This is a genomic window from Paraglaciecola marina, assembly GCF_004360155.1.
Taxonomy (GTDB): Bacteria; Pseudomonadota; Gammaproteobacteria; order Enterobacterales; family Alteromonadaceae; genus Paraglaciecola; species Paraglaciecola marina.
Genome location: NZ_SAIS01000011.1, coordinates 94,008 through 118,963, shown reverse-complemented (window position 1 = coordinate 118,963; position 24,956 = coordinate 94,008). Strand labels below are relative to the sequence as shown.

Below are 24,956 nucleotides of genomic sequence, written 5' to 3'. Positions count from 1 at the left end.
TACTATTTGCTGTAATATAACTCACGGTTATGAGATTTCTGCTGCTGGTTTTTTTTTATTAAAACATAAACTGAGCTATTTCCCCCATGGTTTGGTAATGCGGTGTGAAAAGCTATTACCTCAGGTATTTGACGTAGCCACTTATTGATATAGCTTTTTAATAATCCTGGATATGGTTTGCTATGCAACCCAAGTCCATGCTTAATGAGAATTGTTCTATCACCTTTAAAGTGGCTATTTAATATCGTATTAAATACATTATGTCTCGCTTGCTCAAACTTAGTATTTTGTATATTTAAAACTGAATTTATAGTGTATTTACCGAGTCTTAAATTTTTATAAACCCCATTTTGTATGCCACTTTGCTTAAACATTATGTGGTCATAAGGATCAATGGGTATTACTTCTTCAGTAGTTAGGTAGTTTTTTGCTTGATTGTAGTCAGACTCAATCGCTTCTCTTTTTAGTTGCTTTGCTAGGGTAAATTTTGACTGTGGGGTATGGAAGTTGTTATCTTGCTTTAAAGGTTTTACGTCTTTGAATTCATTTAAAAATTCGTTTGAGTCATCTAGTAAATTGTAAGCACTTGTCATTTTACACCCTTCCAATTATTAAATACGGTTACAAATTTAAGTTTAAAGCTTTAAAAATTCAATCTTAGATTTACTTCTTTATTTAATAACCAGAAAGATACCTAAAACCTCTGTATTTTTATATTCAGCTTAATATGCAACAATTGAATTTGTTTTACGGACTTACCGGAATTTATATAATGACAATAAAAAAACTAATGGCCGGCTTATTAACCCTAATTGTAATAAGCGGATGTAATGAATCAAGTACAAAAACAACAGAGCTTATAGTTGTTGCTGACAAAGAAAGCAAACAGCTAGAAGCGCAAGTCGCACACCATAATGCACAAGATTATCACTCTTTTTCAAATCCTGATGCCGTCAAAGTTACCCATCTAAATTTAGATTTATCTGTTGATTTTACTCAACAGACTCTGTCAGGACATGTAAGTTTAGATTTTCAAAGAATGACTCCTGATGCTGATACCCTAATATTAGACACACGAGATCTTGTGATTTCTAAAGTAGTAGCAGATGGCAATGATCTAGCATTTAACTTAGCTAACGCTGATAACTTCTTTGGGGCTGCATTGAGTATTAAGTTGCCATCACATTCTTCGCAGGTGACAGTGTATTACAATACATCTCCAAAGGCGTCTGGTGTGCAATGGTTAACTCCTGCACAAACGGCTGGTAAAAAATATCCATTTCTATTCACTCAGGCGCAAGCTATTCATGCACGTAGTTTTATTCCTTTACAAGACTCGCCACAAGTTAGAGTGACCTATGAAGCAACAATCAGAACACCTAAAGCATTATTGGCTGTGATGAGTGCCGCGAACGACCCTGATACTCCTCGTGATGGTGTGTATGAGTTTTCTATGCCGCAAGCCATACCTTCCTATCTAATTGCTTTAGCTGTTGGAGATTTGCATTTCAAGGCAATGGGTGAGCGAACGGGTGTATATTCTGAGATAGGTATTTTAGATGCTGCTGCGGCTGAATTTGAAGATACCGAATCTATGCTTATAGCCACAGAAAAGAACTTTGGAGCCTATAGCTGGGATCGGTATGACCTACTAATTTTGCCTCCTTCATTTCCTTTTGGAGGCATGGAGAACCCTAGGCTATCTTTTATTACCCCAACGGTTATTGCTGGCGATAAAAGTCTAGTCTCACTTATTGCCCATGAGTTAGCTCATTCTTGGTCTGGAAATACAGTAACCAATGCCACATGGCGTGACTTATGGTTAAACGAAGGTTTTACCACTTATCTAACTTATCGCATTATGGAAATGGTTTATGGTGAAGAGCGCTTTGACATGGAAGCTGTGCTAGGACGTCAAGATCTACAAGCTGATTTGGATACCTTAAAACCCAATGATCAAATTTTAGCTATAAATTTAAAGGGCCGAGACCCAGATGAAGTGTTTAGTAATATTCCTTATGAGAAAGGCGCATTATTTTTAAGAGAGCTAGAGCACAAAGTAGGCCGAGCAAACTTTGACCAATTTCTATTGGAATACTTTAAAGCTTTTGCATTTCAAAGTATTACTACCGACGACTTTATTAGTTACTTAGAGCAAACTTTATTACAAGATTACTCAGATAAGTTATCTAAACAACGTATCGAAGAGTGGATTTTTGAACCTGGGTTACCAAAAGGCGCGCCTGTACCAAAGTCTGATGCCTTTACCTCTGTAGATAAAGCTAGAAATGATTGGTTATCAGGCACAATTGCAGCAAGCAATATTGATAGTGATAACTGGGTAGTGCATCAATGGCTATACTTTTTAAATAATCTACCAGCTGAACTATCTTCAGCACAATTAACTGAACTTGATAAAGCGTTTGGGTTAACAAATAGTACCAATAATGAGATAGCCCATAGTTGGTTGCTAATATGTGTGAATAATTGGTATCAACCGGCTTTCCCCAGACTTAATGAATACTTAGTTTCAATTGGTCGAAATAAATTAGTTAAGCCTTTATACAAAGCGTTATCTGCTACGCCAGAAGGGAAGGTGATGGCTCAAAAAGCATTTGCTAAGGCTAAAGATGGCTACCATCCTCTGACCGTTAAAGTGAACGAGAAATTTGTTAAATAAGTCTGAATTACCTAATTAAAATGATAAAAACAAAAAGGCCAGTCAATTGACTGGCCTTTTTATTAGGATTTTAAAAAATGACTAGCAAACTTCTTTAAATAGAGACTCATCTATTATTGTGTTATCGATAATTGTTTGAGCTAATTGCACGCATTTTCCACATTGTGAGCCAACATTTAGCTTTTTTTTAAGCTGACGCATATTACCCACACCATCTTCTCTGACAGCCTGCTGAATTGCCTTATCTGTGATACCGTGACACAAACAAACGTACATAACTAACCTTACTAATAACTATGCAAACAAGAATAATTGCTATTTGCATAAAGATCAACTAATTAATTGTAGTTTTATTACTCAAATGAGATTTTTATCAGGTGTAAATTGTAAGTTTGGGATTGAAGCTAGGGATTGAGAGTTTTATTTAAATTATATTTATAATCTAGCTCTTGCTTTTCGAACAATTGCACTCATATGGCTTAAAGGTGATCCTGTAATAAAATGCATTACGTGGTTAAACTAAATTTAATAATTCTTAACTTAAAATAAATGGAGAAATTAATGAGTGTATTAGTCAGTCGTCCAGCACCAGATTTTACAGCTGCAGCCGTACTTGGAAGCGGTGAAATTGTTGATAGTTTTACACTAAGTGAAGCTATTAAAGGTAAAAAAGCAGTACTTTTCTTTTATCCACTAGATTTCACATTTGTTTGCCCTTCAGAATTGATTGCATTCGATAAGCGTTATGAAGAGTTTACAAAACGAGGTGTGGAAGTTATCGGTGTTTCAATCGATTCTCAATTTAGCCACAACGCTTGGCGTAACACCGCTATCAACGATGGTGGTATAGGTCCAGTTAAATACACCTTAGTTGCAGACGTTAAGCATGATATATGTCAGGCCTATGATGTAGAGCATCCAGACGCTGGTGTTGCTTTCCGTGGTTCATTTTTGATTGATGAAGCAGGGCTTGTTCGTCATCAAGTTGTAAACGATCTTCCTTTAGGTCGTAACATTGATGAGATGTTACGCATGGTTGATGCCTTGAACTTCCACGAAGAGCACGGTGAAGTTTGTCCAGCTGGTTGGCAAGAAGGTTCAAAAGGTATGGTTGACAGCCCTGAAGGTGTTGCAAGCTACTTAGCTGAGAACGCAGATAGCTTATAATTAAGTCTTTATTTAAGAAAAAACCGCTTTAATTGTGAAGCGGTTTTTTAATTTCATTTAGTTGAACCATACATAACCTGTAGCCGCAACATTAGCTGTGAGTTACTAATCCACCTAAGCTTTGCCAACGATTTACTATATAGCAAAATAACTCCGCAGTTTTTTCAGTGTCATATAAAGCTGAATGTGCTTCATTTTGATCAAAGCTTATCCCCGCAGCCATACATGCTTTTACTAAGACTGTTTGCCCTAGAGCGAGCCCTGCTAAAGTTGTGGTATCAAAAGAAACAAAAGGATGGAAAGGGCTACGTTTTATGTTGCTCCTTGCAATTGCAGCATTAACAAAGCTTAAATCAAATGCTGCGTTGTGTGCCACCATGACAGAGCGTTGACAGTCTGAATCCTTTTGTTCTTTGCGAATTTTTTTGCATAAATCTTTAAAAGCTTCACTCTCTATTACTGCCCCTCTTAACGCACAATAAGGGTCGATACCGTTAAAATCTAACGCTGCTTTTTCTAGGTTAGCACCTTCAAAGGGCTCAATGTGATAGTGAAATGTTTTGTCAGGGTAAAAAAATCCATTTTCATCCATCCTAGTTGTCACGGCTGCAATTTCTAATAATGCGTCGGTTTGCGGATTAAAGCCCGCGGTTTCAACATCTACAACAACAGGAAAGTACCCTCTAAAACGATTCTTTAATTCAAAAATTTGTGACATGGAGACTCAGTGACGATTTATATATTGTAATTATGGCAAGGTTCTTTTTCAGTAGCTAGCCTAAATGATTGCTTAAGGGTAAGCTAATGCTAAATATATTGTGATAATTGTCGATACAACTAAACAGAAGCGAGGGTATCTTTTCATGGCTAATCAAATATTACGATCTGTTTTTTGTGTATCACTTATCTCACTATCATTGAATGGGCATAGTGCGTTGCGCCAATATGTTGCAAAAGTTGAAGATTCACAATGGCAACTTAAAGATAAAAGTCGCTTACAATGTACCTTGAGTCATAATATTCCGGGCTATGGCGAAGCAATGTTTAATAGTACCGCTTCTAAGCAGTTAAATATGGAATTTGAGCTTGATATGTTAAGGCTTCCCAAGTCTTATGGGGTGGCTGCTGTTTACTCCGTTCCACCTAAATGGATGCCTGGTCAAATTCAACGGGCAATCGCTGATATGACTATAAGAAAGCAGTACAATGGTGACTTACCAGAGCAAGCTGCATGGACCATGTTATCTGAATTAGAGAAAGGATTTTGGCCAACCATATACTATCAAGATTGGTATAATCAATACGATCGAGTAGCTGTTGGACTAAATGCAAGTAATTTTATCGGGCCCTATGAAAAATTTGCTGAGTGCGTTTCTAATTTACTCCCTTATAGTTTTCAGGATATTGCTTATACAGTCCTCACATATCAGTTTAATAATACTGAATTAACCAAGTACTCCCAAAAGCGCCTCGCTATGATAGGTGACTACTTGAAGGTAGACACAGACTTAGAGTTGGTTTTATTAGATGGTTATACCGATAGTTTTGGTGGAAGGGCTATTAATAAGAAACTATCAATTCAAAGAGCTGTTGAAATAAAAGAGTTTTTTAGCTCAATGGGAGTATCACCAGATAGAATAGATGTTACCGGCCATGGAGAGAGGCGCCATGTTTCCACAAATATTAATGAGACGAGTAGGGCTAAAAACCGCCGTGTCGTTATTAGAATGTCAAAACCTTAGGTTACTACTATAAGTAAAGACTAATATTTTGTAGTAAATATTACTTTTATGATCTTATAACTCTGCTGTTTGTTGTCAGTTAATTAATTTTGACTTTTTATTCTTTAAGTTTATTAATGAAATAAATTATTGGATGGGCTAATCAATAGGTGTGATGTATCTATTGCGCTTTGTATCTTGTTTACTTGTTACTTCAGTTAGTATCATAGCAATGGGGTGTAAGGCTTAAATGGATATTTAAGTCTTACACCCTTAACTATCAGTATTAAACTACAAATACATTTAGGTTAGTATGCAGTTCTGTAACATGTTTGGCGATAGTGGTGTTTGCATCTGAAGCAGATTGTGCACCTCTAGCTGTTACATCCGCAAGGTCGCTAATCTTAACAATATTCTTATTTACTTCTTCTGCAACGGCTGATTGTTCTTCAGCTGCTGCCGCTATTTGTAAATTTAAGTCAGATATTTGAGTAACTGAATCAGAGGCTTCTTCGAATGTTTGGCTGGTTTTTGTACTTTTCTCCAAACAAATTGCTGCGCTATCTGTTCCTTTGCTCATGCTTGTTACTGCATTATTAGCCTCAGTTTTAAGACGTAATAATAGGTCTTGGATATCCACTGTAGAGGTTTGAGTGCGTTGTGCTAACGTTCTAACTTCATCAGCAACTACCGCAAAGCCTCTGCCTGTCTCACCAGCTCTAGCGGCCTCAATCGCAGCATTTAGGGCTAATAAATTAGTTTGTGCAGCTATACCTTGAATTGATTCGAGTACATTGCCAATATTATTAGTTTCTTCAACTAGGCTTTCGATTACGCTTGATGCTTCACTTACTTCTTCTGAAAGTTGGGTGATAATATTTTGTGTTTCGATAGCGTCTTGCTTACCTTCAATAACTTTATTTTTTACAGTTTGGGTTACCTCTGCAGCATGAGTTGCACTACGAGACACTTCTTGTGATGAGCTGCTCATTTCATTAATTGCTGTTGCAACCATTGCCGTTTCGGCATGTTGTTTTTCAATACTGGCTGCTGTTTCTTCCATTACATTCAGAGCTACATTTGACGCCGTCTCTAATTCATTAGCTTGGGCATTGGTGTTTGAAATAAGCTTATTTATGACGTCAATAAAAGTATTAAACGCTCGAGCAACTTCTCCTGTTTCATCCTTAGCTTTATCATTAAGCTTTACTGTTAAGTCACCATCACCATTCGCTATTTCTTTCAATCTATCAATTAACTCATTTATTGGGTTAACGATTGAGCGACTAATAAGGACGGGGAGTATTAAACAAATTATTACAGCAATAACGAAAGTGGCGATTATCCATTTTATCCCAGCCTTTTCATCTTGTTCTGCTTTTAATGAGGCTGCCAAAGTAAATTTCTGGATGTCATCTAATAGAAGCACTAAATCATCTTTTAATATATCTTCTAAGTTTTCAAGTTGATGGGCTTTCTTGGATAAATTGACTGGTGATAAAGTGGTTGCCGTTTCCAGAATAGCTGCAACACTATCAGAAAAATCTTTATATTTAAGTTCTATATCCTTTAGTACCGTAAGTACACTGGTAAACTTCTGTCTACCTAGTTCCGAATGTACATCACCTATAGCATGTTCTGAAAAGGATTCAGCTTCTTTTATTTTACTGATTATACTGGGAGTCAGTTCAAGAAGTTCAGTTTTAACATGATTAAAGTCGCTTTCAGCATCAGGTACATCAAGTGAGGTCAATGAGGCATAAAATAGTGCGCGCTCGAACAGAATACTTTGCTCAAGTTGAAGCTCCGTTATTGTTGTCACTTTACTTGCAAGAGGAATATCTTCTTCTGCAATGTCCATCAGTTCATAACCAATTTTCGCCATTTGTATAATGGCCACACTTCCCATAATTAGCATTAAGGTTATTTGTATTACGCCTAATACGTAAATTTTTTGTTTAATATTAATGCGGGTTAACATTTCGTATTCCTCGTTAAAAGTTATCTGCCGCTACATTTAGACGCTATCTTTGAGTAGAGGTATAACTAATATCTATTTTATAAATTCAGTAAAGTTTATATTCGGCTATATTCTTTGAAACTTAACCTAATATATGTTCAATCAGTCACATGTATATTTTGCTTAAGTCATAGTAGAATCAAACTAAGGGCCTCAAATCATTTTTTATAAGTTAGTGAAACGGAATGCAACTTCAGAATTTAAATACGTATTGAAAATTGCACACCTAGTCTCAAAAAATGCGTAACAAATTAACCCTGATTCTTAAAATGGTTTTATTAATGCGACGCCAAATACATAAGCTTCTTCTCCATCAACGAAATCAACCGCAAATGTTGGGGCTACACCAAAGTCTCCCACGTGAAAGTCGTAACTTACTGATGCTCTGACGACATTTTCTTTGTGACTAGCATGATAGTGATAATGGCCATGGCCGTCATCTTCTTCAAAACTACCAACCGTTTCTTTACCAAACCCTAACCCTAATCTTAAGTCTTTCCATGGATGTAAATAAGCAGCTGCAAGCATAATATCAATACCAGCGCCATGGTGTGCGTCGTCGGTTTTTTCGTAAACTAAGCCTGCTCCCCATAGTTTTGAAAACTTATATTCATATTCAATACCATAAGAAAAGTCTGTTTCTCCATCAACATGTGTCGCTCCGATGAATACTCCTGGGAAGTGTTTTGCATCTCCTGCAGCTGAAGCATTGTTTGAAAATGTTGCAACAGATGTAGCTAATAATATAAGAGGTATAAATTTCATACGATTTCCTGTATTGGTTAATTTGTTAAGTTTGCGAACAAAAGACGTTAGACTTTGGTGTTCATGGGAAAGACAATACAATATTTTTGTTAAGAAAGTTACATAGACTAAAGTTGTAGGGTATTTTAAAGGATACGTCAATGTACTAGGATTTGTTTTTCTGTTATCGTAGTGAAAAATTTATTTTCGCTGCTCTTTGATGCAGATAGTGTTGTTTTCGAAGATTTTAATGTGGTTTTTGATGCTTAATAGTTTTTTGTTAATACGTATTTACAGAAATTAAAAAGCGTATTTGTAATTTCATAAAAGTATGTAAGACGATACCAAACTATAAGTTGGTATACCCAAATCATGAATTTATCATCAATTCTTTTGTGTCATAGACTATATATTGCTTTAGTGTGTATTTGATCTACCATCAGATTCAAAATACCGCTTGGTATTTTGAATCTATTTTTATGTAAAGTTATATAGGGTTAGGCCAAAAATTGACTTAGTCATTTATTGAGAAAGATAATCAATAGTAATATCAGTAAAGTCTGTAAATAACCCATCTATTTTGGCTTCGTTGAACAGTAAGTCCAAAGCTTCATGTGTTGACATATTAGCGGGTAACGCGTCTTTTCTGAAGGTATAGGGGTGCACAGCTAAGCCTAAACCATGAGCCATTGTGACTAGATTTGTTGGAGCTTTTTTCTCTAGATCAAGAATTTGAGGGATCCAAGGACCAATTCCTTGTGCCACCCCGGAAATATCTTTTAACCCTTCTGGTGTTTTCAAATAATCGTAGTCAGTAGTAGACTCTTGCCAGTCATTCTCAGCAATAAGTTGAATTAATTTTACCTTAGCTCCTAACTTATTCCTTAATCGTTTAGTTTCAGCAAAATCGAAGCATTGTACATAAACGGCTTTATTTGAGTCGTCTAGTTGATACTTTCTTAATAGGGATATAGTTAACTGACTAATATCAACACCTTGCTCTCGATGCCATGCAGGAGATTTAATTTCAATATAGAACCCCGTGTCTTTTCCAAATTGGCGGTTAAGTTGTTGCACTAGTTCAATGTGTTCTTCAAATGTAGCAATCTGAAAGTTAGCTTCTCCTTGATAACGGTCTTTAAAAACCTGATTACCTTTTTCATCTCGCCTTTCATGAACTAGTAGTGATTTTAATTCTGTTAGAGTGAAATCTAACGCATAAAAACGCCCGTCTTGGCGCTTACGAGTAGGAAATTTTTGTTGTACATCAGTTACGGTTTCTAAATGAATGTCATGTAGAACTATTAGTTTAGCGTCTTTGGTTACCACAAGATCTTGTTCAATATAATCGGCTCCTTGCGCATAGGCTAACGTGGCTGACTCTAATGTATGCTCTGGGAGATAACCTGATGCACCTCTATGTGCAATAACAATTGGGGAAGCTTGTAAGGCATTAATTGATACAACACTCATAATTATTCCTAGTATTACTAATTTTATAACATTCATTTATATGCTCTGAAAAGTTTAGTTGATGTCCTAAAAAATAAGGGGAGTTCACAAATGCTTAATTTAAACTAAACATAAGCGGCATATAGTTATCTTAGAGTAGATTTAGGTAGGAAATATGACAGATACTAGCTTGAATGTTAATTAATTTGATTTGGGCCTTTAATACTCATTAAAAGCCGATACTAAATCACTTATTCTTATCAACAAGATAGGTCTGTGCCAATGGAGTCTTCATTAATACCATTCCCATCGCTGTCTTTTCCCATTTTAATTCTACCTTGAAGGTTTATGGTAAGTCCGTGGGCATATACAGCATCGCCATCTTTATGGCAGATTTTGTATTCTACTATATTCGACGCTGAGCCATTTTCAGTAAATTTAATAATTTCTTTTGTTGCAGTAGCGATATTTGTTTCTGAACTTGCTTCCATACTCACTAATAAAACCTCATCGTTACCCCTAGCACTATTTCCATCTTCATCAATAAATACTATTTTCGGGTCATTCCAATCGTCACCACAGGTGGAATAGTCGTCTGAGGGACAAACCACTGTCAATGCTTGCTCATTGATTGCGGTGTGCCTAGCGTATTGAATAAGTGCGCTGGCGTCATTTATTTCAGATACAATTCTATTTTTAATAATGATACTTTGCATGCTTGGCGCCACAAACAATAAAACAATGGCGATAATAGATATCACAATCATCATTTCAATTAGCGTTACACCTTTTTGATGTTTCACGAAAGCCACTCCTATTTATGTTCATTGAACAATAAAGTAATTTTTTATTTTGTTGGGTATAAAATATTGTCTTAGGGTTAGGATTCATATACACAACTTGGTAATATGATTTATATAACTGCTGTGGTCTTGATAAAAACAAAACTAACAAGGCTTTCAGAAACACTGTTTACACTCAGCTAGCTAACGGCAATTATTGATTAATAATGAGAGGAAAAATGCAAAGTAACACTGTGATTGAAGAGATGCGGGTTCTGCCAGAAATAGACGTTGAGTTTGAAGTTAATAGGCGTGTTGAATTTATTAAATCTCAACTTCTTGCTAGCTCAATGAAAACCTTAGTTTTGGGGATCAGTGGCGGAATAGATTCATGTACTCTAGGGCGTTTAGCTCAATTAGCGGTGGATAGCTTGAACGAAACTCAACAAGCAGCCTACCAATTTATAGCAGTGCGGTTACCCTATAATGTGCAAGCTGATGAAGAAGACGCACAAGCCTCTATTGACTTTATTAAGCCAAGTCAAGCTGTGGCTGTGAATGTTCAACCAGGCGTTGATGCGATTGATACGCAAACTACTCTAGCAGTTGAAGCGGCTGGCCTATTACCTCAAAGTGAAACTAAGAAAGACTTCGTAAAAGGGAATGTTAAAGCCCGAACCCGTATGGTGATTCAATATCAGATTGCTGGCTTACTGGATGGCTTAGTTTTAGGGACGGATCACTCTGCAGAGAATATTACAGGTTTCTATACAAAATACGGCGATGGAGCATGTGATTTGGCTCCACTGTTTGGTTTGAATAAAAGACAAGTTAGACAAGTCGCTGAATATCTAGGGGCTCCTCAAAGTATAATTGGTAAAGCTCCAACCGCGGACCTAGAAACCTTGAGCCCTCAAAAAGCCGATGAACAAGCACTTGGCTTAAGTTATGAGCAGATTGATGATTTTTTAGAAGGCAAAACTGTAGATGAGTCAGTGTCTAATAAATTAGTAGATATTTTTGTAAAAACTCAACACAAACGAGTGCCAATTCCGACTATTTATGATTGAACCAAGATACACGTTTAACAGGATACAAAAATGAAAAAAATAGAAGCAATTATCAAACCTTTTAAAATGGATGATGTTCGTGAGGCTCTATCTGAAGTGGGTGTAACTGGTATGACAGTTACTGAAGTAAAAGGATTTGGACGCCAAAAAGGCCACACAGAATTATATCGTGGTGCGGAATATAACGTTGATTTTCTACCAAAAATGAAAATTGAATTAGTGGTTGCCGATGAACAGGTTGATCGTTGTATTGAAGTTATTATTGGAACCGCACAGTCAGGCAAAATCGGTGATGGCAAAGTATTTGTTTATGACGTTACAAGAGTTATACGTATTCGTACTGGAGAAGAAAACGAAGACGCTGTTTAACTATTTATGCAATGGTCTATAAGACCTAGCCCAACAGGCGATTGAAAAGTAGTCAAGTGCCAATGAACAGTGTTTTAGGACTATCAATTTATTGTCACTTGGATTAACATCAGCGCCTTTGTTTAGTTGTTTTACTTAGGCTTGTAGCCTCGAACTATGGAGTATTAAAATGCAAGAAGAGCAAAGTTCGTATGACCCATTTAATTGGGGATACTTATTCGCAGCTATCGGAATGTTAGTGGCGTTACCTTTAATGCACGCCGTGCTTGGATGGTTCGTTTTTTACCTCTAGTCAAATGACATTTCTTTTACTATTCATTTAAATTACGGGAAAATTCGTGCCCTTCGAATACATAAAATCGGTTATTAAAACCGTTCCTAATTACCCTAAACCTGGAGTCATGTTTCGAGACGTGACGTCTATTTTAGAAGACCATAAAGCTTATTCACAGTCTATTGAGTTGTTAGTCAACCATTACGCCCCTATGGGGTTTGATAAAGTTGCAGGAACAGAAGCCCGTGGCTTTTTGTTTGGTGCTCCGCTAGCGATTGAATTAGGTATAGGTTTTATTCCTGTACGTAAACCTAAAAAGCTACCAAGAGAAGTGATTAGTGAAAGCTATGAACTTGAATATGGTAGCGATAATTTAGAAATTCATAAAGACGCAGTGAAACCTGGAGAAAAGGTACTAATGCTTGACGATTTGCTCGCGACTGGCGGTACTATGATTGCAACAGCTAACCTTATTCGTCGTTTAGGCGGTGTGGTTGAGCATGCTGGTTTCGTGATTTCTTTACCCGAGTTAGGCGGAGAGCAAAAGTTGTTAGATATTGGTGTCAAAAGCTTTTCTATCTGTGAATTCGAAGGTGAGTAAACCAAGTCTATGAGTTATCAAGTTCTAGCGAGAAAATGGCGACCTAACCGTTTTGGTGAACTGGTTGGGCAAGAACATGTTGTTACTGCCATTTCTAACGCCCTTGATAATGATAGATTACACCATGCGTATTTGTTCACGGGCACCCGTGGTGTGGGTAAAACCACAATAGCTAGAATTTTTTCAAAAAGTCTTAACTGTGAGCAAGGATTAGGCTCTACACCTTGTGGGTTATGTAGTACCTGTAAAGAAATAGAGCAGGGGCATTTTATTGATTTATTAGAAATTGATGCTGCATCTCGCACTAAGGTAGAAGACACTAGAGAGTTACTAGACAACGTTCAATATAAGCCCAGTCGAGGGCGATATAAAGTCTATCTAATAGATGAAGTTCATATGTTGTCTAAACATAGTTTTAATGCTTTGTTGAAGACGCTGGAAGAGCCACCTCCACATGTAAAGTTTTTATTAGCGACAACTGATCCTCAAAAATTACCCGTCACTATTTTATCTCGATGTTTGCAATTTAATTTAAAAGCCTTATCACGAGCACAAATAAGCCAACAATTAGACTTTGTCTTGGGACAAGAACAGATTCCCTTTGAGAAAGAAGCACTAGCGCAGTTAGCAAGGGCTGCCCAAGGTAGTATGCGAGATGCGTTAAGCCTAACTGACCAAGCTATTGCCCAAGGCAATGGTCAGGTTAGTTTGCAAATAGTGACTGACATGCTTGGGTTAATGGATAAAAACCAAGTTATAAAAGTGGTTAATGCTATTGTACAAAAAGATAGTGCCTCGGTGATGCAACAAGTAGAGTTGATGGCGCAACAAGCCCCAGACTTTAGTGCGGTTTTAGCTGAAGTTATGAGTCTATTACATCAAATTGCATTGACTCAGTTTGTTCCAGAGGCCTGTAAGCTTGAAACCATTGCGGCAAGGGCTATTTATCAACTGGCTAAGTCAGCACCTGCAGAACAAATTCAGTTACTCTATCAAATAGCCTTAACGGGCAGAAAAGACTTACCTTACGCAGCAGATCCCAGAACGGGTTTTGAGATGACCTTGTTGCGAATGTTAGCTTTTTGTCCAGCTGGCATAAAACTTAATGCAGAAGATATAGCTGAACAAACTGCAGAGCAAGCTCCTGTTGATATTCCAAATGCAATTGAGTCAACCCGATCTGCAGCTATAGAGCGAGAGCTTGTTACAGCTACATCACCTCAAGAAGAGCATATTCAGCCAGCGGAAGAAGCACAGGTAGAGCTTAAAGCTGAAGCAGCTCCAATAGTTGAAGAGCCAGAGGCAATAGATTCATCTGTCTCTGTTGATATTCAAGAAGCTTCTGATAATGAAGTCGCACTCAATACACAACAGCAAGAAATTCTAAATCAAGCACAAGACTATGGTTATGAGCCCATAGATTATGACCAAATGACGCCTGTTGGCTCAGAGGAGAAAGTTGCGACTCATACCTCAGACGATGATTTTGTGCCAAGCAACGAACAAGCAAGCGTGCCTTCTCCTGCTAAAAGCACGGCTGAGCTTATTGCTCTTAGAAACCGGTTTAAAGAAAACCAAAGTCAAGGGGAGGGAAGTGCACCGCAGGTAAAAAAGTCTGATCCCGAGGATAGTCCTTTACAAAATGGATCTAACTTAGATTCTCCCGTTTCAGAACCTCTAGCTTCAAAAAAAATTACTAACCAGAGTACTGAGTTAGAAAGCACTGCTGGCCCAGAAGTTAAACCTAATCCATTTAGTGTTCGCAAAGCTCAACTACCCTCTCAACCTGCTTCTGTTGAGCCAGTTTTAGCGCCGCAATTAGATAAAACAGCCGATAATCCAGTTCAGCAAAATGAAATGCCGCCATGGCCTGTGGATGATTCTTTTCAAAGTGAAAATATTGAGAAAAGTGGTAGTGAAAGGTTTTCTGAAGAAGTTGTGCTTGAAGTTGAGTCTACTCAAGTCTTTGATCCAAATGCCCATTTAGATATTGAAAATGTAGGAGAAGTAACTGTCACTATCCCTGCGTTTTTAGAAGATAATCAAAAAGTTATTCATTCTCAGCAAGTGGACGATTGGAGTAAGTTAATTTATGAGATGCAAGTTACGGCCTTAACCAAGCAATTAGCATTACATTCGGCATTTGAACAAGAGGGCAATGTAATAAAATTAACTCTGTTGGACAGTAAAGCTCATCTAGACTCACCAAGCGCTAGACAACAACTTAGCGATGCTATTTGCGGTGCATTAAATACCTCTGTTGAACTTGAAATTCAGCTAGGTAAACCCATTAATACTCCCTATGCGTTGCAAATGGAAATCAATAAAGTAAGAAAAACTTACGCTAAAGAAGTTATTCACAACGATAACGGTATAAAGTTATTGCAAGAATTATTCAACGCAAAAGTAGACGAACAAAGTATCCTTGCTAGATAGCAGGGTGATTAAAAATTTTATCTAATTTAAAGAGAGAAAGTTATGTTTAAAGGTGGAATGGGCAACATGATGAAGCAGGCTCAGCAAATGCAAGAGCGTATGCAAAAGAGTCAAGAAGAGCTTGCCAACATAGAGATTACCGGTGAATCAGGTGCTGGGCTAGTCAAAATTACCATGACCTGTAACCATGCGGTTCGCCGAGTAGAAATCGATCCTAGTCTAATGGAAGACGATAAAGAGATGATTGAAGATCTTGTTGCTGCCGCCATTAACGATAGTAACCGTAGGATCCAAGAAACTACCAAGGAAAAAATGGCGAGTGTTACCGGTGGAATGCAAATGCCTCCTGGCATGAAGATGCCTTTCTAGCGCAAGTCTAATGCAATTTAGTCCATTAATTAAAGAGCTGATTGACGCTTTTAAGGTGTTACCTGGAGTAGGCCCTAAAAGTGCTCAGCGTATGGCTTTTCACCTTTTAGAGAGAAATCGCCAAGGTGCAATGACACTCAGTAATGTGTTGCATAATGCTATGGAACACGTCAAACATTGTGAGCAATGTCGGACATTTTGTGAAAACGCCTTGTGTGAAATCTGTGCTAATCCAAAGCGTCAAGAAAGCTTGCAGATATGTGTAGTTGAATCCCCTCAAGATGTGCTTGCAATTGAGCAGACCTTAGAGTTTAAAGGGCGTTATTTTGTACTTATGGGACGGCTCTCTCCAATAGATGGGATTGGTCCGGTGGATATCGGTTTAGAAGATTTGGCTAATATCCTCGAAAAAGAGGGAATTGAAGAAGTTATTCTGGCTACCAACCCAACAGTAGAAGGGGAGGCTACCGCACATTATATCGCTCAGATGTGCAAAACCCATGATATTAAAGCGAGTAGAATAGCTCATGGTGTCCCTGTAGGTGGTGAGTTAGAGTTTATTGACGGCAACACACTCACCCATGCTTTTAATGGTCGACGTAGTCTGCTGTAAACGAGATAAACCATCAAATATCTGCCAGCTTGTATTCACAAGCTGTTTAAAGTTTTAAATTTTTGAAAAATTAAGTCTATTTCTCCTTGAAAACAAACTAAGCGGCCTCATCTAATAACTCGTCATTTTAGCAACCACAAATTAGGAGATACTTGGTTATGGCTGAAGCAGCCCAGCAAGAAACTCATGGATTTCAAACCGAAGTAAAACAATTACTTCAATTGATGATCCATTCACTTTATTCAAATAAAGAAATATTCCTTCGTGAACTTGTATCAAATGCTGCTGATGCAGCTGATAAGTTACGCTTTAAAGCTCTATCAAATGATAGTCTATACGAAGGCGACGGTGATTTACACGTTAAGCTAAGCATTGATAAAGATGCAGGTACAATAACGATTGCCGACAATGGCATAGGTATGAATAAAGCCGATGTTATTGAACATTTAGGTACTATTGCTAAGTCAGGTACTAAAGAATTTTTTGGTAAGTTATCTGGTGATGAAGCTAAAGATTCTCAGTTAATTGGTCAATTTGGGGTAGGTTTTTATTCTGCTTTTATCGTAGCTGATAACGTAACGGTACGTACTCGTGCAGCCGGTGATGACGCCAGCAATGGTGTACAGTGGGAATCTGCAGGTGAAGGTGAATTTACTATTTCTGATATTGAAAAAGCAGATCGTGGTACAGAAATCACTTTACACCTAAAAGAAGACGAAAAAGAATTCTTAGACGATTGGAAATTACGTTCAATTGTTAGTAAATATTCTGACCACATCAGTATTCCGGTCAAAATGTTTAAAGAAGCTATCCCAGAAAGCGAAGGTCCAAAAGGTCCTGATGGCGAAGAGGGTGAAAAAATTCCAGCGGTTCCTGCATGTTGGGAAGCTGTAAATAAAGCGACCGCTTTATGGACACGTGATAAGTCAGACGTAAGTGATGAAGAGTATAAAGAATTCTACAAACATATCTCTCATGATTTTAGTGATCCATTAACTTGGTCTCATAATAAGGTTGAAGGTAAAACTGAATACACTAGTTTATTGTATATTCCATCAAAAGCGCCATTTGATATGTGGAACCGCGACCAAAAGCATGGTCTGAAGTTATATGTGCAACGTGTATTTATCATGGATGAAGCCGAGCAAATGCTACCCACTTACCTGCGCTTTGTTAAGGGCTTGCTAGATTCTAACGACTTACCATTAAACGTATCTCGAGAAATCTTACAAGACAACAAAGTAACTCAAGCAATGCGTCAAGGTTGTACTAAGCGCGTATTACAAATGCTTGAGAAAATAGCTAAGAAAGATCCAGAAAAATATCAAGAGTTTTGGGCTGAGTTTGGTAATGCTTTGAAAGAAGGGCCGGCTGAAGATCACGCAAACAAAGAAAAAATTGCTGGTTTAATGCGTTTTGCTTCAACCCACACAGACTCTGAAGCACAAACGGTTTCTCTTGCTGACTACATTAGTCGTATGCAAGAAAAACAAGAGAAAATTTACTACATCACAGCGGACAACTACCAAGCAGCTAAGTCTAGCCCACACTTAGAAATCTTCCGTAAGAAAGGCATCGAAGTGTTACTTATGGCAGATCGCGTTGATGAATGGTTAATGTCTCATTTAACTGAGTTTGATGAGAAATCATTCCAGTCTATTACTCATGGAGCATTAGACTTAGGTGACTTAGAAGATGAAGAAAGTAAAAAAGCGTTAGAAGAGGCCGAAAAAGAAGTTGAAGGGCTAGTCGATCGTGTTAAAGCGGTGTTAGGTGATAAAGTAAAAGAGGTTAAGTTTACACATCGTTTAACTAACTCCCCAGCATGTATTGTTGCTGATGAGCAAGGCATGACGACACAGATGATTAAACTGATGCAAGCTGCAGGTCAGCCTGTACCTGAAGCTCAGTATCATTTTGAGATGAACCCAGAGCATCAATTAGTTAAATTACTAGCAGACGTGCAAGATGAAGAACAGTTTTCACAATGGACAGGTGTACTTTTCGACCAAGCTGCTTTGTCTGAACAGGGGAGTTTAAAAGACCCGGCTAGCTTTGTGCAAAACTTGAACAAGCTACTAGCAAGCTTAGCTAAATAAGCCTGAAAAAGGCTAATTTAACATTGTAAAAACGAGCCTAAGGGCTCGTTTTTGTTTTAAGGGCTTAAAAGTAGAACTAATACGACCTTTGTCTTATATATAAGGTGTATTATTGTTGTAACATTAAAGTTGTATGTGTAAAGTTCCTGCTTTACTTTTTTTAAACACAAATATTATTCAGAGGACACAGCATGCGCATTATTCTTCTTGGTGCTCCTGGTGCAGGTAAGGGTACTCAAGCCCAATTTTTGATGGGCAAATTTGGCATTCCACAAATCTCCACTGGAGACATGTTAAGGGCTGCGATTAAAGCAGGTACAGAGCTTGGCTTGGCTGCAAAGAAAGTTATGGATGAAGGTAAGCTTGTTTCTGACGAACTTATTATAGGCTTGGTAAAAGAGCGTATTGCTCAAGTTGACTGTGAAAATGGATTTTTGTTAGATGGTTTTCCTCGTACTATTCCCCAAGCTGATGCCATGAAAGAAGCGGGTATCAAAGTCGATCATGTTATTGAGTTTGATGTGGATGATGAAGTTATTGTAGAGCGCATGAGTGGTCGTAGAGTTCATCCTGGTTCTGGTCGTGTATATCACCTTGTTTACAACCCTCCTAAGGTTGAAGGTAAAGATGATGAAACGGGTGAAGATTTAGCTATTCGACCAGATGATCAAGAAGAAACAGTACGTAAGCGTCTTGGTATTTATCACGAACAAACTAAGCCTCTTGTTGATTATTATACAGCTGAGGCAAGCTCAGGTAACTGTAAATACCATAAACTAGATGGTACAGCACCAGTTGAAAACGTTAGTAGTGAGCTAGCAACTTTACTAGGCTAAGCTGAAACTTCAGAATTATTATGTAATGGCCCACTGAATGTGGGCTTTTTTATTTTAGGAATTAATATGCATACACCTATTACTGCTTTTTATGCTGGCTTATTAGGCATATATCTACTCTATCTATCTGTGCTTGTAGTGAGAGGTCGTTTTAAAAAAGAAATCCCATTAGGAGATGGTGGCGACTTTCACTTTCAGCAAGTTATTCGCGCCCATGGTAACTTCACTGAATATACGCCAATAGTACTTATTTTACTTTTTGTAGCAGAAGTGAATGGAAGTAATAGCATTTTGCTACATTGCGCTGGTAGCGCACTTTTATTTGGCCGTGTCATTCACTCTTTTGGACTAAGACGCCATTCAGGACCAAGCTGGCAAAGAATAGCTGGAATGCTGATGACCTTTTTATCGTTAGTAATGTTATCTATTTTAAACATACTTATTTTATATAAGTAGGTTATTGAGTATTTCAAATTATGACATTTGAATTTGATATAGGCTTACAAGCAATAAAAAACGGCGCTCACTAGGCGCCGTTATTGTCTACACACAAAATTGGGAAGGGAGAAGCTTATTCGTTGTTTTCTATAAGTTTACTGCCAATTTCAATTTTTCGTGGCTTTTTCGCTTCTGGTACTAGTCGTTCTAAATCAACATGCAGTAAACCATGCTCTAAGTCAGCAGCAAGTACTTTAACGTGATCCCCTAGTTGGAATTTACGCTCAAAGCTTCGCTCTGATATGCCTTTGTGTAAGAACTTCCGCTCTTCTGGTTTAGTATTTTCTGAGCCTTCCTGAGGCTTTTTAGTACCAATCACTTGTAAGGTGTTTTCGAGTACTTCAATACTGACCTCATCTTTAGCAAAGCCAGCAATTGCCATAGTAATGCGATATTTATCCTCAGCTAACAGTTCAATGTTGTAGGGAGGGTAAGATGATTGTTTTTCGTTTCGTGACGCCGTGTCAATCATGGAAGCTAAATGGTCGAAACCAATGAATGAACGGTAAAGTGGAGATAGATCGATGTTACGCATAAGTATATCCTCATAAATTAAGCAATATAAAAAGTTAAGTTGCCCCGATAAATCGGCGGCGTACTGGTATAGCTTTCCTTGTCACCCTCCCACTATGGGAAGCACCTACTTAATGTTAAGTCTGGTACTCAAAAACACCTCTTGTGTTTTTGTGTCAACCCTTGCGGCGTCGACATAATAGATATGTAGATAAGCTAATTTTTTTCAATATAGAAAAAGCAAAAAAATTAAAATTATTTTTTAAGTTGTTGATAAATATAGAATAATTTTTATTAATTATTTTAAAGATTGTTTCACTGCCGCCAATGCATGAATGCTTGTAGTGTCGTAAAGTGGGGTGTTGGTATGCTGATTTTCAATGAGTAATCCAATTTCAGTACATCCTAATATCACTCCTTCGGCACCCCTTTCAACTAAGTTTTCAATGACTTTAAGGTAACGCTCGCGCGATGAACTAGACACCTTTCCTAAGCATAACTCCTGGTAGATCACTGAGTGAATTAGACTTTGTTCTTCATCAGATGGCACGATTACATCTATACCATAATTGTCGATAATACGTTGCTTGTAGAAGTCTTGCTCCATAGTGAACTTTGTCCCTAACAAACCGACAGTGGTTATTTTGTCTATTGTTAGTTTTTGAGCTGTGGCATCGGCAATATGTAGCAAGGGGATATTAACTGAGTTAGTTATATAGTCGGCAACCTTGTGCATTGTATTGGTACAAATAAGAAAAAAGTCAGCGCCTGCTGCCTCTAGTGATTGAGCTGCCCCGGCGAGTATTTCTGCCGTTTTTTGCCAATCACCACTATGTTGTAGCGCTTCAATCTCAGCAAAGTCTACACTTACCATAACTATTTTAGCCGAATGTAACCCTCCTAATTGCTGTTTTATCCCTTGATTCAGTTGTTGATAATAACTCGCTGTCGACTCCCAGCTCATACCACCAATTAATCCTATAGTTTTCAATGTGTTTCCTATGGTTTGAAGGTTTTATAAATTACGATAGCGTGATTTAAACCTAAAAAGAACTAGTAAATAACTATCTCTAACTTAAAGCAAATCGGTAAAAGGTTTATTTTGTTGTAAAATAGCCAGCCCAAAGTGTCTATGAAAACCATCTTGTTGGGTTATTTAAAAGAGGGCGTTGTACTTACCCATAAAAAAGGGCACCTAAGTGCCCGAAATACTCCCCTTAAATTTTAATATGTCTTAACTAGGAAATTCATACCCTTCTAAAGTCTTACGTAAGGATAGCTTGTTAAGTTTACCGGTTGCTGTATGGGGGAGTTCATCCATAAATACCACGTCATCGGGCATCGACCATTTATGTAACTTGTCTTTTAAAAAGTCTAGCACCTCATCTGTGGTGACTTGTTCGCCTTCTTTTTTAACCGCAATGAGTAAAGGACGCTCAGTCCATTTCGGGTGATAGCGGCCAATCGCAGCGGCTTCTGCGATGGCAGGGTGGCTGACGGCTGCGTTCTCTATTTCAATTGAGCTGACCCATTCTCCCCCTGATTTAATAACATCTTTGGTACGATCAGTGATTTGCATATAACCCTGTGGGTTAATAGTGGCAACATCCCCAGTATCAAACCAACCTTTCTCATCTACAGGACAACCTTGGCTTCCTGGTTCTTGAGACATGCCATAGTAGCCACTAGATACCCAAGGTCCTCTTACTTTAAGTGCACCAAAGGCCACACCATCCCAAGGCAGTTCGTTGTTGTTTTCGTCTACTATACGCATCTCAAGTCCAAACACGCCTCTGCCCTGCATACACTGAATGTCGATAATCTCTTCTTCTGAAAGGTTTTCCATTCCAGATTTACGACAAAATATTGAGCCAAGCGGGCTGGTTTCTGTCATTCCCCAGCCTTGAATGACTTCAACGTCGTGGGCATGTTTGAAACGCTCAATAACGGTACGAGGACAGGCTGCTCCGCCTACGCTAACACGCTTTAATGAGGGAATGCTTTTTTCTGTTTTTTGAAGATAATCAAGTAATCCTAACCAAATTGTAGGAACGCCAGAGCTAAAGGTGACCTGTTCTGATTCAATTAAATGCTGGAGTACTTCGCCATCGGCCATCTTGGGGCCAGGCATCACCATTTTTGAACCAGCCATCAGAGATGCGTAAGGTGCCCCCCAAGCATTAACATGAAACATAGGAACAATAGGAAGTGTGGTTTCTTTATAAGATGCTGCGACTACATCGGGCATGCTGCCACCCCAAGCGTGCAGCAAGGTTGAGCGGTGACTATAAACCACACCTTTGGGGTTACCTGTGGTACCTGAGGTGTAACACATGGCACTGGCTGTATTTTCATCGAACTCAGGCCATTCAAATTCAGAAGACTCTTCACTTAATAATGTTTCGTAACACATAACATTCTTCAAGGACGTATCTGGCATATGAGCTTCATCGGTTAAAATTACATATCCCTCAACCTTAGGTAAGTGAGCCTGCAATGCTTCAAGTAAAGGTACAACTAATAAATCAACAAATATGAAGCGGTCCTCAGCGTGATTGATAATATAATTAACTTGCTCAGGAAATAGCTTAGGGTTGATGGTATGGCATACCATGCCACTACCAGAGACTGCATAGTATAGCTCTAAATGACGGTAATCGTTCCATGCTAGAGTACCAATACGGTCCCCAAACTTTGCACCTAATTTGATTAATGCATTGGCCAGTTGGCGGCTACGGTTCGCAAAGTCTTTATAGGTATGTCTGTGCCTAGGGTTATCTGCGGTGACTGATACTATTTCTGTATCAGGAAAGTTTCTGTCTGCATGTCTGAGGATAGAAGAGATCATCAGCTGAGAGTTCATCATTAAGGCTTGCATAAGGGCTCCTTGTAAATAATTCGAATTTTTTGTTCTTTATATTTTGTTTAGTTTGCGTGTCTACCAAGCAGACACACCACCATCAATCGCTATGGTTTGTCCTGTCATGTAAGAGTTGCCTGGAGATAATATAAGCAACATGGCATTCACAATTTCTTGAGGGTCGGCAAGGCGCTTAATTGGTGTTCCCCGGGCGAGTTGTGCTTGGCCTTCAGCTGATGCAAACTCGCCTAGGATTGCGGTTGGACTGTAAAAAGGGCATATAGCATTACACCTAATTCCTTTTCTGGCGTACTCAACTGCTGCAGTGCGGGTCAGTCCAGCAACCGCATGTTTGGCTGCGGCGTAGGCTCCACCTTTAGGCGCTCCGCCTATTCCAGCCATCGAGCTTAAGTTTAAAATGTGGCCTTCACCTTGGGGGAGCATGGCAGCAATTTGGTATTTCATGCCGTAAAGAACGCCTTTCACATTGACGTTAAATTGGCTATCCATAGTATCTTCTGACAACAAATGTAAAGGTGTCATTGCGTGTGCAATACCGGCGTTATTCACACCAATGTCCAGTCGACCAAATTTGTCAATTGCAGTATCGGCCATAGCTTTACATTCTTGTTCTTTAGCGACATCGCAAAGCATGGTGACTACATTGTCTTTGTTCTCTACCAAAGCGAGTGTTTCATTTAGCCTTTGTTGGTTAATATCGCTTACTACCAACTTACAACCTCTACTTGCTAAGCCTTGTGTTAACAAGCGCCCAAAGCCACTTCCGGCTCCGGTAATTGTGGCTACTTTACCGCTGAAATCTAATAATGCATCCATTTTTATGGTCCTATTATTTCTGAGTTATTGGGTTAGAAGACATGAATTCTAAAAGTACTTTTGCGAGTGTTTCTCCTTGGTCTTCTTGTAAAAAATGACCACCGTTTTTAATAGTGGTGTGGTTTTGTCCGGCACAACCTGGAATGAGTTTCTGAATGATTTTGTCTCCACCTGCCGTGACTGGATCAGTGTCGCTAAAGGCGGTTAAAAAAGGGTTGTTGAATGCTTGTAAACTTTGCCATGCTAAGCGGTTATTGGCACTTTCAGGATCATTGGGACTCATCGGTACTAATAATGGAAACTGTCTAACGCCTGCTTTATATGATTCGTCAGGAAAAGGAGCGTCATATGCTGCTAGCACATCTTTGCTTAACTCACTGACTGTGGCCCCTTTAATGATCCCCGATACTGGAAACATATCTACTTCTTGTGAAAATTTTTGCCAGCTTAAAAACGCTTCACTGGGCGGGTGGTCGCCTGTTGGTAGCATCGTATTTGCAGCTAAGACTCTAGCGAATAATTTGGGGTGTTCAGCCACTAAACGTAAACCCAATAATCCTCCCCAATCTTGGCAGACTAAGGTGATGTTATTAAGTTCTAGCTGCACCAATACTTGACGAGTCCAGTCAAGGTGACGTTGATAGGTGTAGTCTTTTCTTTGAGTGGGTTTATCTGATTTTCCGAATCCAATCAAATCTGGCGCAATCACTCTGTAACCTTTAGAAACTAGAGGTCCTATCATTTTTCGATATAAATAACCCCAGCTAGGCTCCCCATGTAACATTAAGACTAGCTCACCATTTTTTGGGCCTTCGTCAACATAGTGAAGGTTTAAGAAACCGCTCTCAGTATCCTCGACACTCAAATAGTTAGCTTGATATTGATAATCACTTATGTTCTTAAAACTTTTTTCTGGCGTGGTTTTAAATTGCACGTTCAATCTCGCAATGTGAATTAGTTGTAAAAATATTGTTGCGATAGAAAATCAAATGCAAGCTTTAAAGTCAACTAGTGC

The 24,956-nt window shown here is 38.5% G+C and carries 24 protein-coding genes; 12 read left to right on the top strand and 12 right to left on the bottom strand.

Annotated elements, in window-relative coordinates:
• Positions 1–2 precede the first annotated feature (2 nt).
• Positions 3–593, bottom strand: a complete 591-nt coding sequence (gene smrA / locus EOK74_RS15625) for a DNA endonuclease SmrA (protein WP_133470968.1) — start codon at positions 591–593, stop codon at positions 3–5.
• A 179-nt stretch (positions 594–772) separates the two neighbouring features.
• Here smrA and EOK74_RS15620 point away from each other — a divergent pair, with 179 nt between their 5' ends.
• The gene (locus tag EOK74_RS15620) at positions 773–2,680 is read left to right on the top strand and encodes a M1 family metallopeptidase (RefSeq protein WP_133470967.1); all 1,908 of its coding nucleotides are present in this window, start codon (positions 773–775) and stop codon (positions 2,678–2,680) included.
• 81 nt (positions 2,681–2,761) lie between these two features.
• Here EOK74_RS15620 and EOK74_RS15615 read toward each other — a convergent pair whose 3' ends face one another.
• A complete protein-coding gene (locus EOK74_RS15615; protein WP_133470966.1) occupies positions 2,762–2,956 on the bottom strand; it encodes a (2Fe-2S)-binding protein in 195 nt (64 codons plus the stop codon).
• A gap of 285 nt (positions 2,957–3,241) precedes the next feature.
• On the opposite strand from EOK74_RS15615, the gene EOK74_RS15610 reads away from it, so the two are divergent.
• Positions 3,242–3,847 carry a peroxiredoxin C gene (locus EOK74_RS15610; protein WP_133470965.1) on the top strand — a complete coding sequence of 202 codons (606 nt, stop codon included), beginning with the start codon at positions 3,242–3,244 and terminating at the stop codon, positions 3,845–3,847.
• A gap of 91 nt (positions 3,848–3,938) precedes the next feature.
• On the opposite strand, the gene rnt is transcribed toward EOK74_RS15610, so the two are convergent.
• Positions 3,939–4,565, bottom strand: coding sequence for a ribonuclease T (gene rnt / locus EOK74_RS15605; protein WP_133470964.1), 627 nt, complete (start codon positions 4,563–4,565; stop codon positions 3,939–3,941).
• Between the two features lie 145 nt (positions 4,566–4,710).
• On the opposite strand from rnt, the gene EOK74_RS15600 reads away from it, so the two are divergent.
• Positions 4,711–5,589, top strand: a complete 879-nt coding sequence (locus EOK74_RS15600) for a flagellar protein MotY (RefSeq protein ID WP_133470963.1) — start codon at positions 4,711–4,713, stop codon at positions 5,587–5,589.
• A 265-nt stretch (positions 5,590–5,854) separates the two neighbouring features.
• Here the strand turns inward: EOK74_RS15600 and EOK74_RS15595 are convergent, their stop codons facing one another.
• The 4 genes from EOK74_RS15595 to EOK74_RS15580 all read right to left on the bottom strand — a co-directional run bounded on the left by EOK74_RS15595 (position 5,855) and on the right by EOK74_RS15580 (position 10,587).
• Positions 5,855–7,549: a methyl-accepting chemotaxis protein gene (locus EOK74_RS15595; protein ID WP_133470962.1), complete on the bottom strand. Its 1,695-nt coding sequence runs from the start codon at positions 7,547–7,549 to the stop codon at positions 5,855–5,857.
• A 303-nt stretch (positions 7,550–7,852) separates the two neighbouring features.
• The gene (locus EOK74_RS15590; protein WP_133470961.1) at positions 7,853–8,353 is read right to left on the bottom strand and encodes a hypothetical protein; all 501 of its coding nucleotides are present in this window, start codon (positions 8,351–8,353) and stop codon (positions 7,853–7,855) included.
• A gap of 501 nt (positions 8,354–8,854) precedes the next feature.
• Positions 8,855–9,832, bottom strand: coding sequence for a glycerophosphodiester phosphodiesterase (glpQ, locus tag EOK74_RS15585; RefSeq protein WP_420818933.1), 978 nt, complete (start codon positions 9,830–9,832; stop codon positions 8,855–8,857).
• 212 nt (positions 9,833–10,044) lie between these two features.
• Complete coding sequence (locus tag EOK74_RS15580; RefSeq protein ID WP_133470959.1) at positions 10,045–10,587, bottom strand: GspH/FimT family pseudopilin; 543 nt, start codon at positions 10,585–10,587, stop codon at positions 10,045–10,047.
• Between the two features lie 218 nt (positions 10,588–10,805).
• Here EOK74_RS15580 and nadE point away from each other — a divergent pair, with 218 nt between their 5' ends.
• The 9 genes from nadE (at position 10,806) to EOK74_RS15535 (ending at position 19,689) form a co-directional block, all read left to right on the top strand.
• Positions 10,806–11,636, top strand: a complete 831-nt coding sequence (nadE, locus tag EOK74_RS15575; protein WP_133470958.1) for an ammonia-dependent NAD(+) synthetase — start codon at positions 10,806–10,808, stop codon at positions 11,634–11,636.
• Positions 11,637–11,666: 30 nt separating this feature from the next.
• Positions 11,667–12,005 (top strand): nitrogen regulatory protein P-II, encoded by a 339-nt coding sequence (gene glnB, locus EOK74_RS15570; protein WP_133470957.1) that lies wholly within the window; start codon positions 11,667–11,669, stop codon positions 12,003–12,005.
• A 338-nt stretch (positions 12,006–12,343) separates the two neighbouring features.
• Complete coding sequence (gene apt, locus EOK74_RS15565) at positions 12,344–12,880, top strand: adenine phosphoribosyltransferase (protein ID WP_133470956.1); 537 nt, start codon at positions 12,344–12,346, stop codon at positions 12,878–12,880.
• 9 nt (positions 12,881–12,889) lie between these two features.
• Positions 12,890–15,316, top strand: a complete 2,427-nt coding sequence (gene dnaX, locus EOK74_RS15560) for a DNA polymerase III subunit gamma/tau (RefSeq protein WP_133470955.1) — start codon at positions 12,890–12,892, stop codon at positions 15,314–15,316.
• 42 nt (positions 15,317–15,358) lie between these two features.
• Positions 15,359–15,685: a YbaB/EbfC family nucleoid-associated protein gene (locus EOK74_RS15555; RefSeq protein WP_133470954.1), complete on the top strand. Its 327-nt coding sequence runs from the start codon at positions 15,359–15,361 to the stop codon at positions 15,683–15,685.
• A gap of 10 nt (positions 15,686–15,695) precedes the next feature.
• A complete protein-coding gene (gene recR / locus EOK74_RS15550; protein ID WP_133470953.1) occupies positions 15,696–16,298 on the top strand; it encodes a recombination mediator RecR in 603 nt (200 codons plus the stop codon).
• 158 nt (positions 16,299–16,456) lie between these two features.
• Positions 16,457–18,397, top strand: a complete 1,941-nt coding sequence (htpG, locus tag EOK74_RS15545) for a molecular chaperone HtpG (RefSeq protein WP_133470952.1) — start codon at positions 16,457–16,459, stop codon at positions 18,395–18,397.
• A gap of 191 nt (positions 18,398–18,588) precedes the next feature.
• Positions 18,589–19,233 (top strand): adenylate kinase, encoded by a 645-nt coding sequence (gene adk, locus EOK74_RS15540; RefSeq protein ID WP_133470951.1) that lies wholly within the window; start codon positions 18,589–18,591, stop codon positions 19,231–19,233.
• A 66-nt stretch (positions 19,234–19,299) separates the two neighbouring features.
• Positions 19,300–19,689, top strand: a complete 390-nt coding sequence (locus EOK74_RS15535) for an MAPEG family protein (RefSeq protein ID WP_133470950.1) — start codon at positions 19,300–19,302, stop codon at positions 19,687–19,689.
• Positions 19,690–19,804: 115 nt separating this feature from the next.
• Here EOK74_RS15535 and EOK74_RS15530 read toward each other — a convergent pair whose 3' ends face one another.
• The 5 genes from EOK74_RS15530 to EOK74_RS15510 form a co-directional block, all read right to left on the bottom strand.
• Positions 19,805–20,266, bottom strand: coding sequence for an Hsp20 family protein (locus EOK74_RS15530; RefSeq protein ID WP_133470949.1), 462 nt, complete (start codon positions 20,264–20,266; stop codon positions 19,805–19,807).
• 276 nt (positions 20,267–20,542) lie between these two features.
• On the bottom strand, positions 20,543–21,235 hold the full coding sequence (locus EOK74_RS15525; protein WP_133470948.1) for an aspartate/glutamate racemase family protein: 693 nt from the start codon (positions 21,233–21,235) through the stop codon (positions 20,543–20,545).
• Positions 21,236–21,478: 243 nt separating this feature from the next.
• A complete protein-coding gene (locus tag EOK74_RS15520; RefSeq protein WP_133470947.1) occupies positions 21,479–23,122 on the bottom strand; it encodes a long-chain-fatty-acid--CoA ligase in 1,644 nt (547 codons plus the stop codon).
• Between the two features lie 60 nt (positions 23,123–23,182).
• A complete protein-coding gene (locus tag EOK74_RS15515) occupies positions 23,183–23,941 on the bottom strand; it encodes an SDR family NAD(P)-dependent oxidoreductase (RefSeq protein WP_133470946.1) in 759 nt (252 codons plus the stop codon).
• 13 nt (positions 23,942–23,954) lie between these two features.
• Positions 23,955–24,875, bottom strand: a complete 921-nt coding sequence (locus EOK74_RS15510) for a haloalkane dehalogenase (RefSeq protein WP_133470945.1) — start codon at positions 24,873–24,875, stop codon at positions 23,955–23,957.
• Positions 24,876–24,956: the final 81 nt, after the last annotated feature.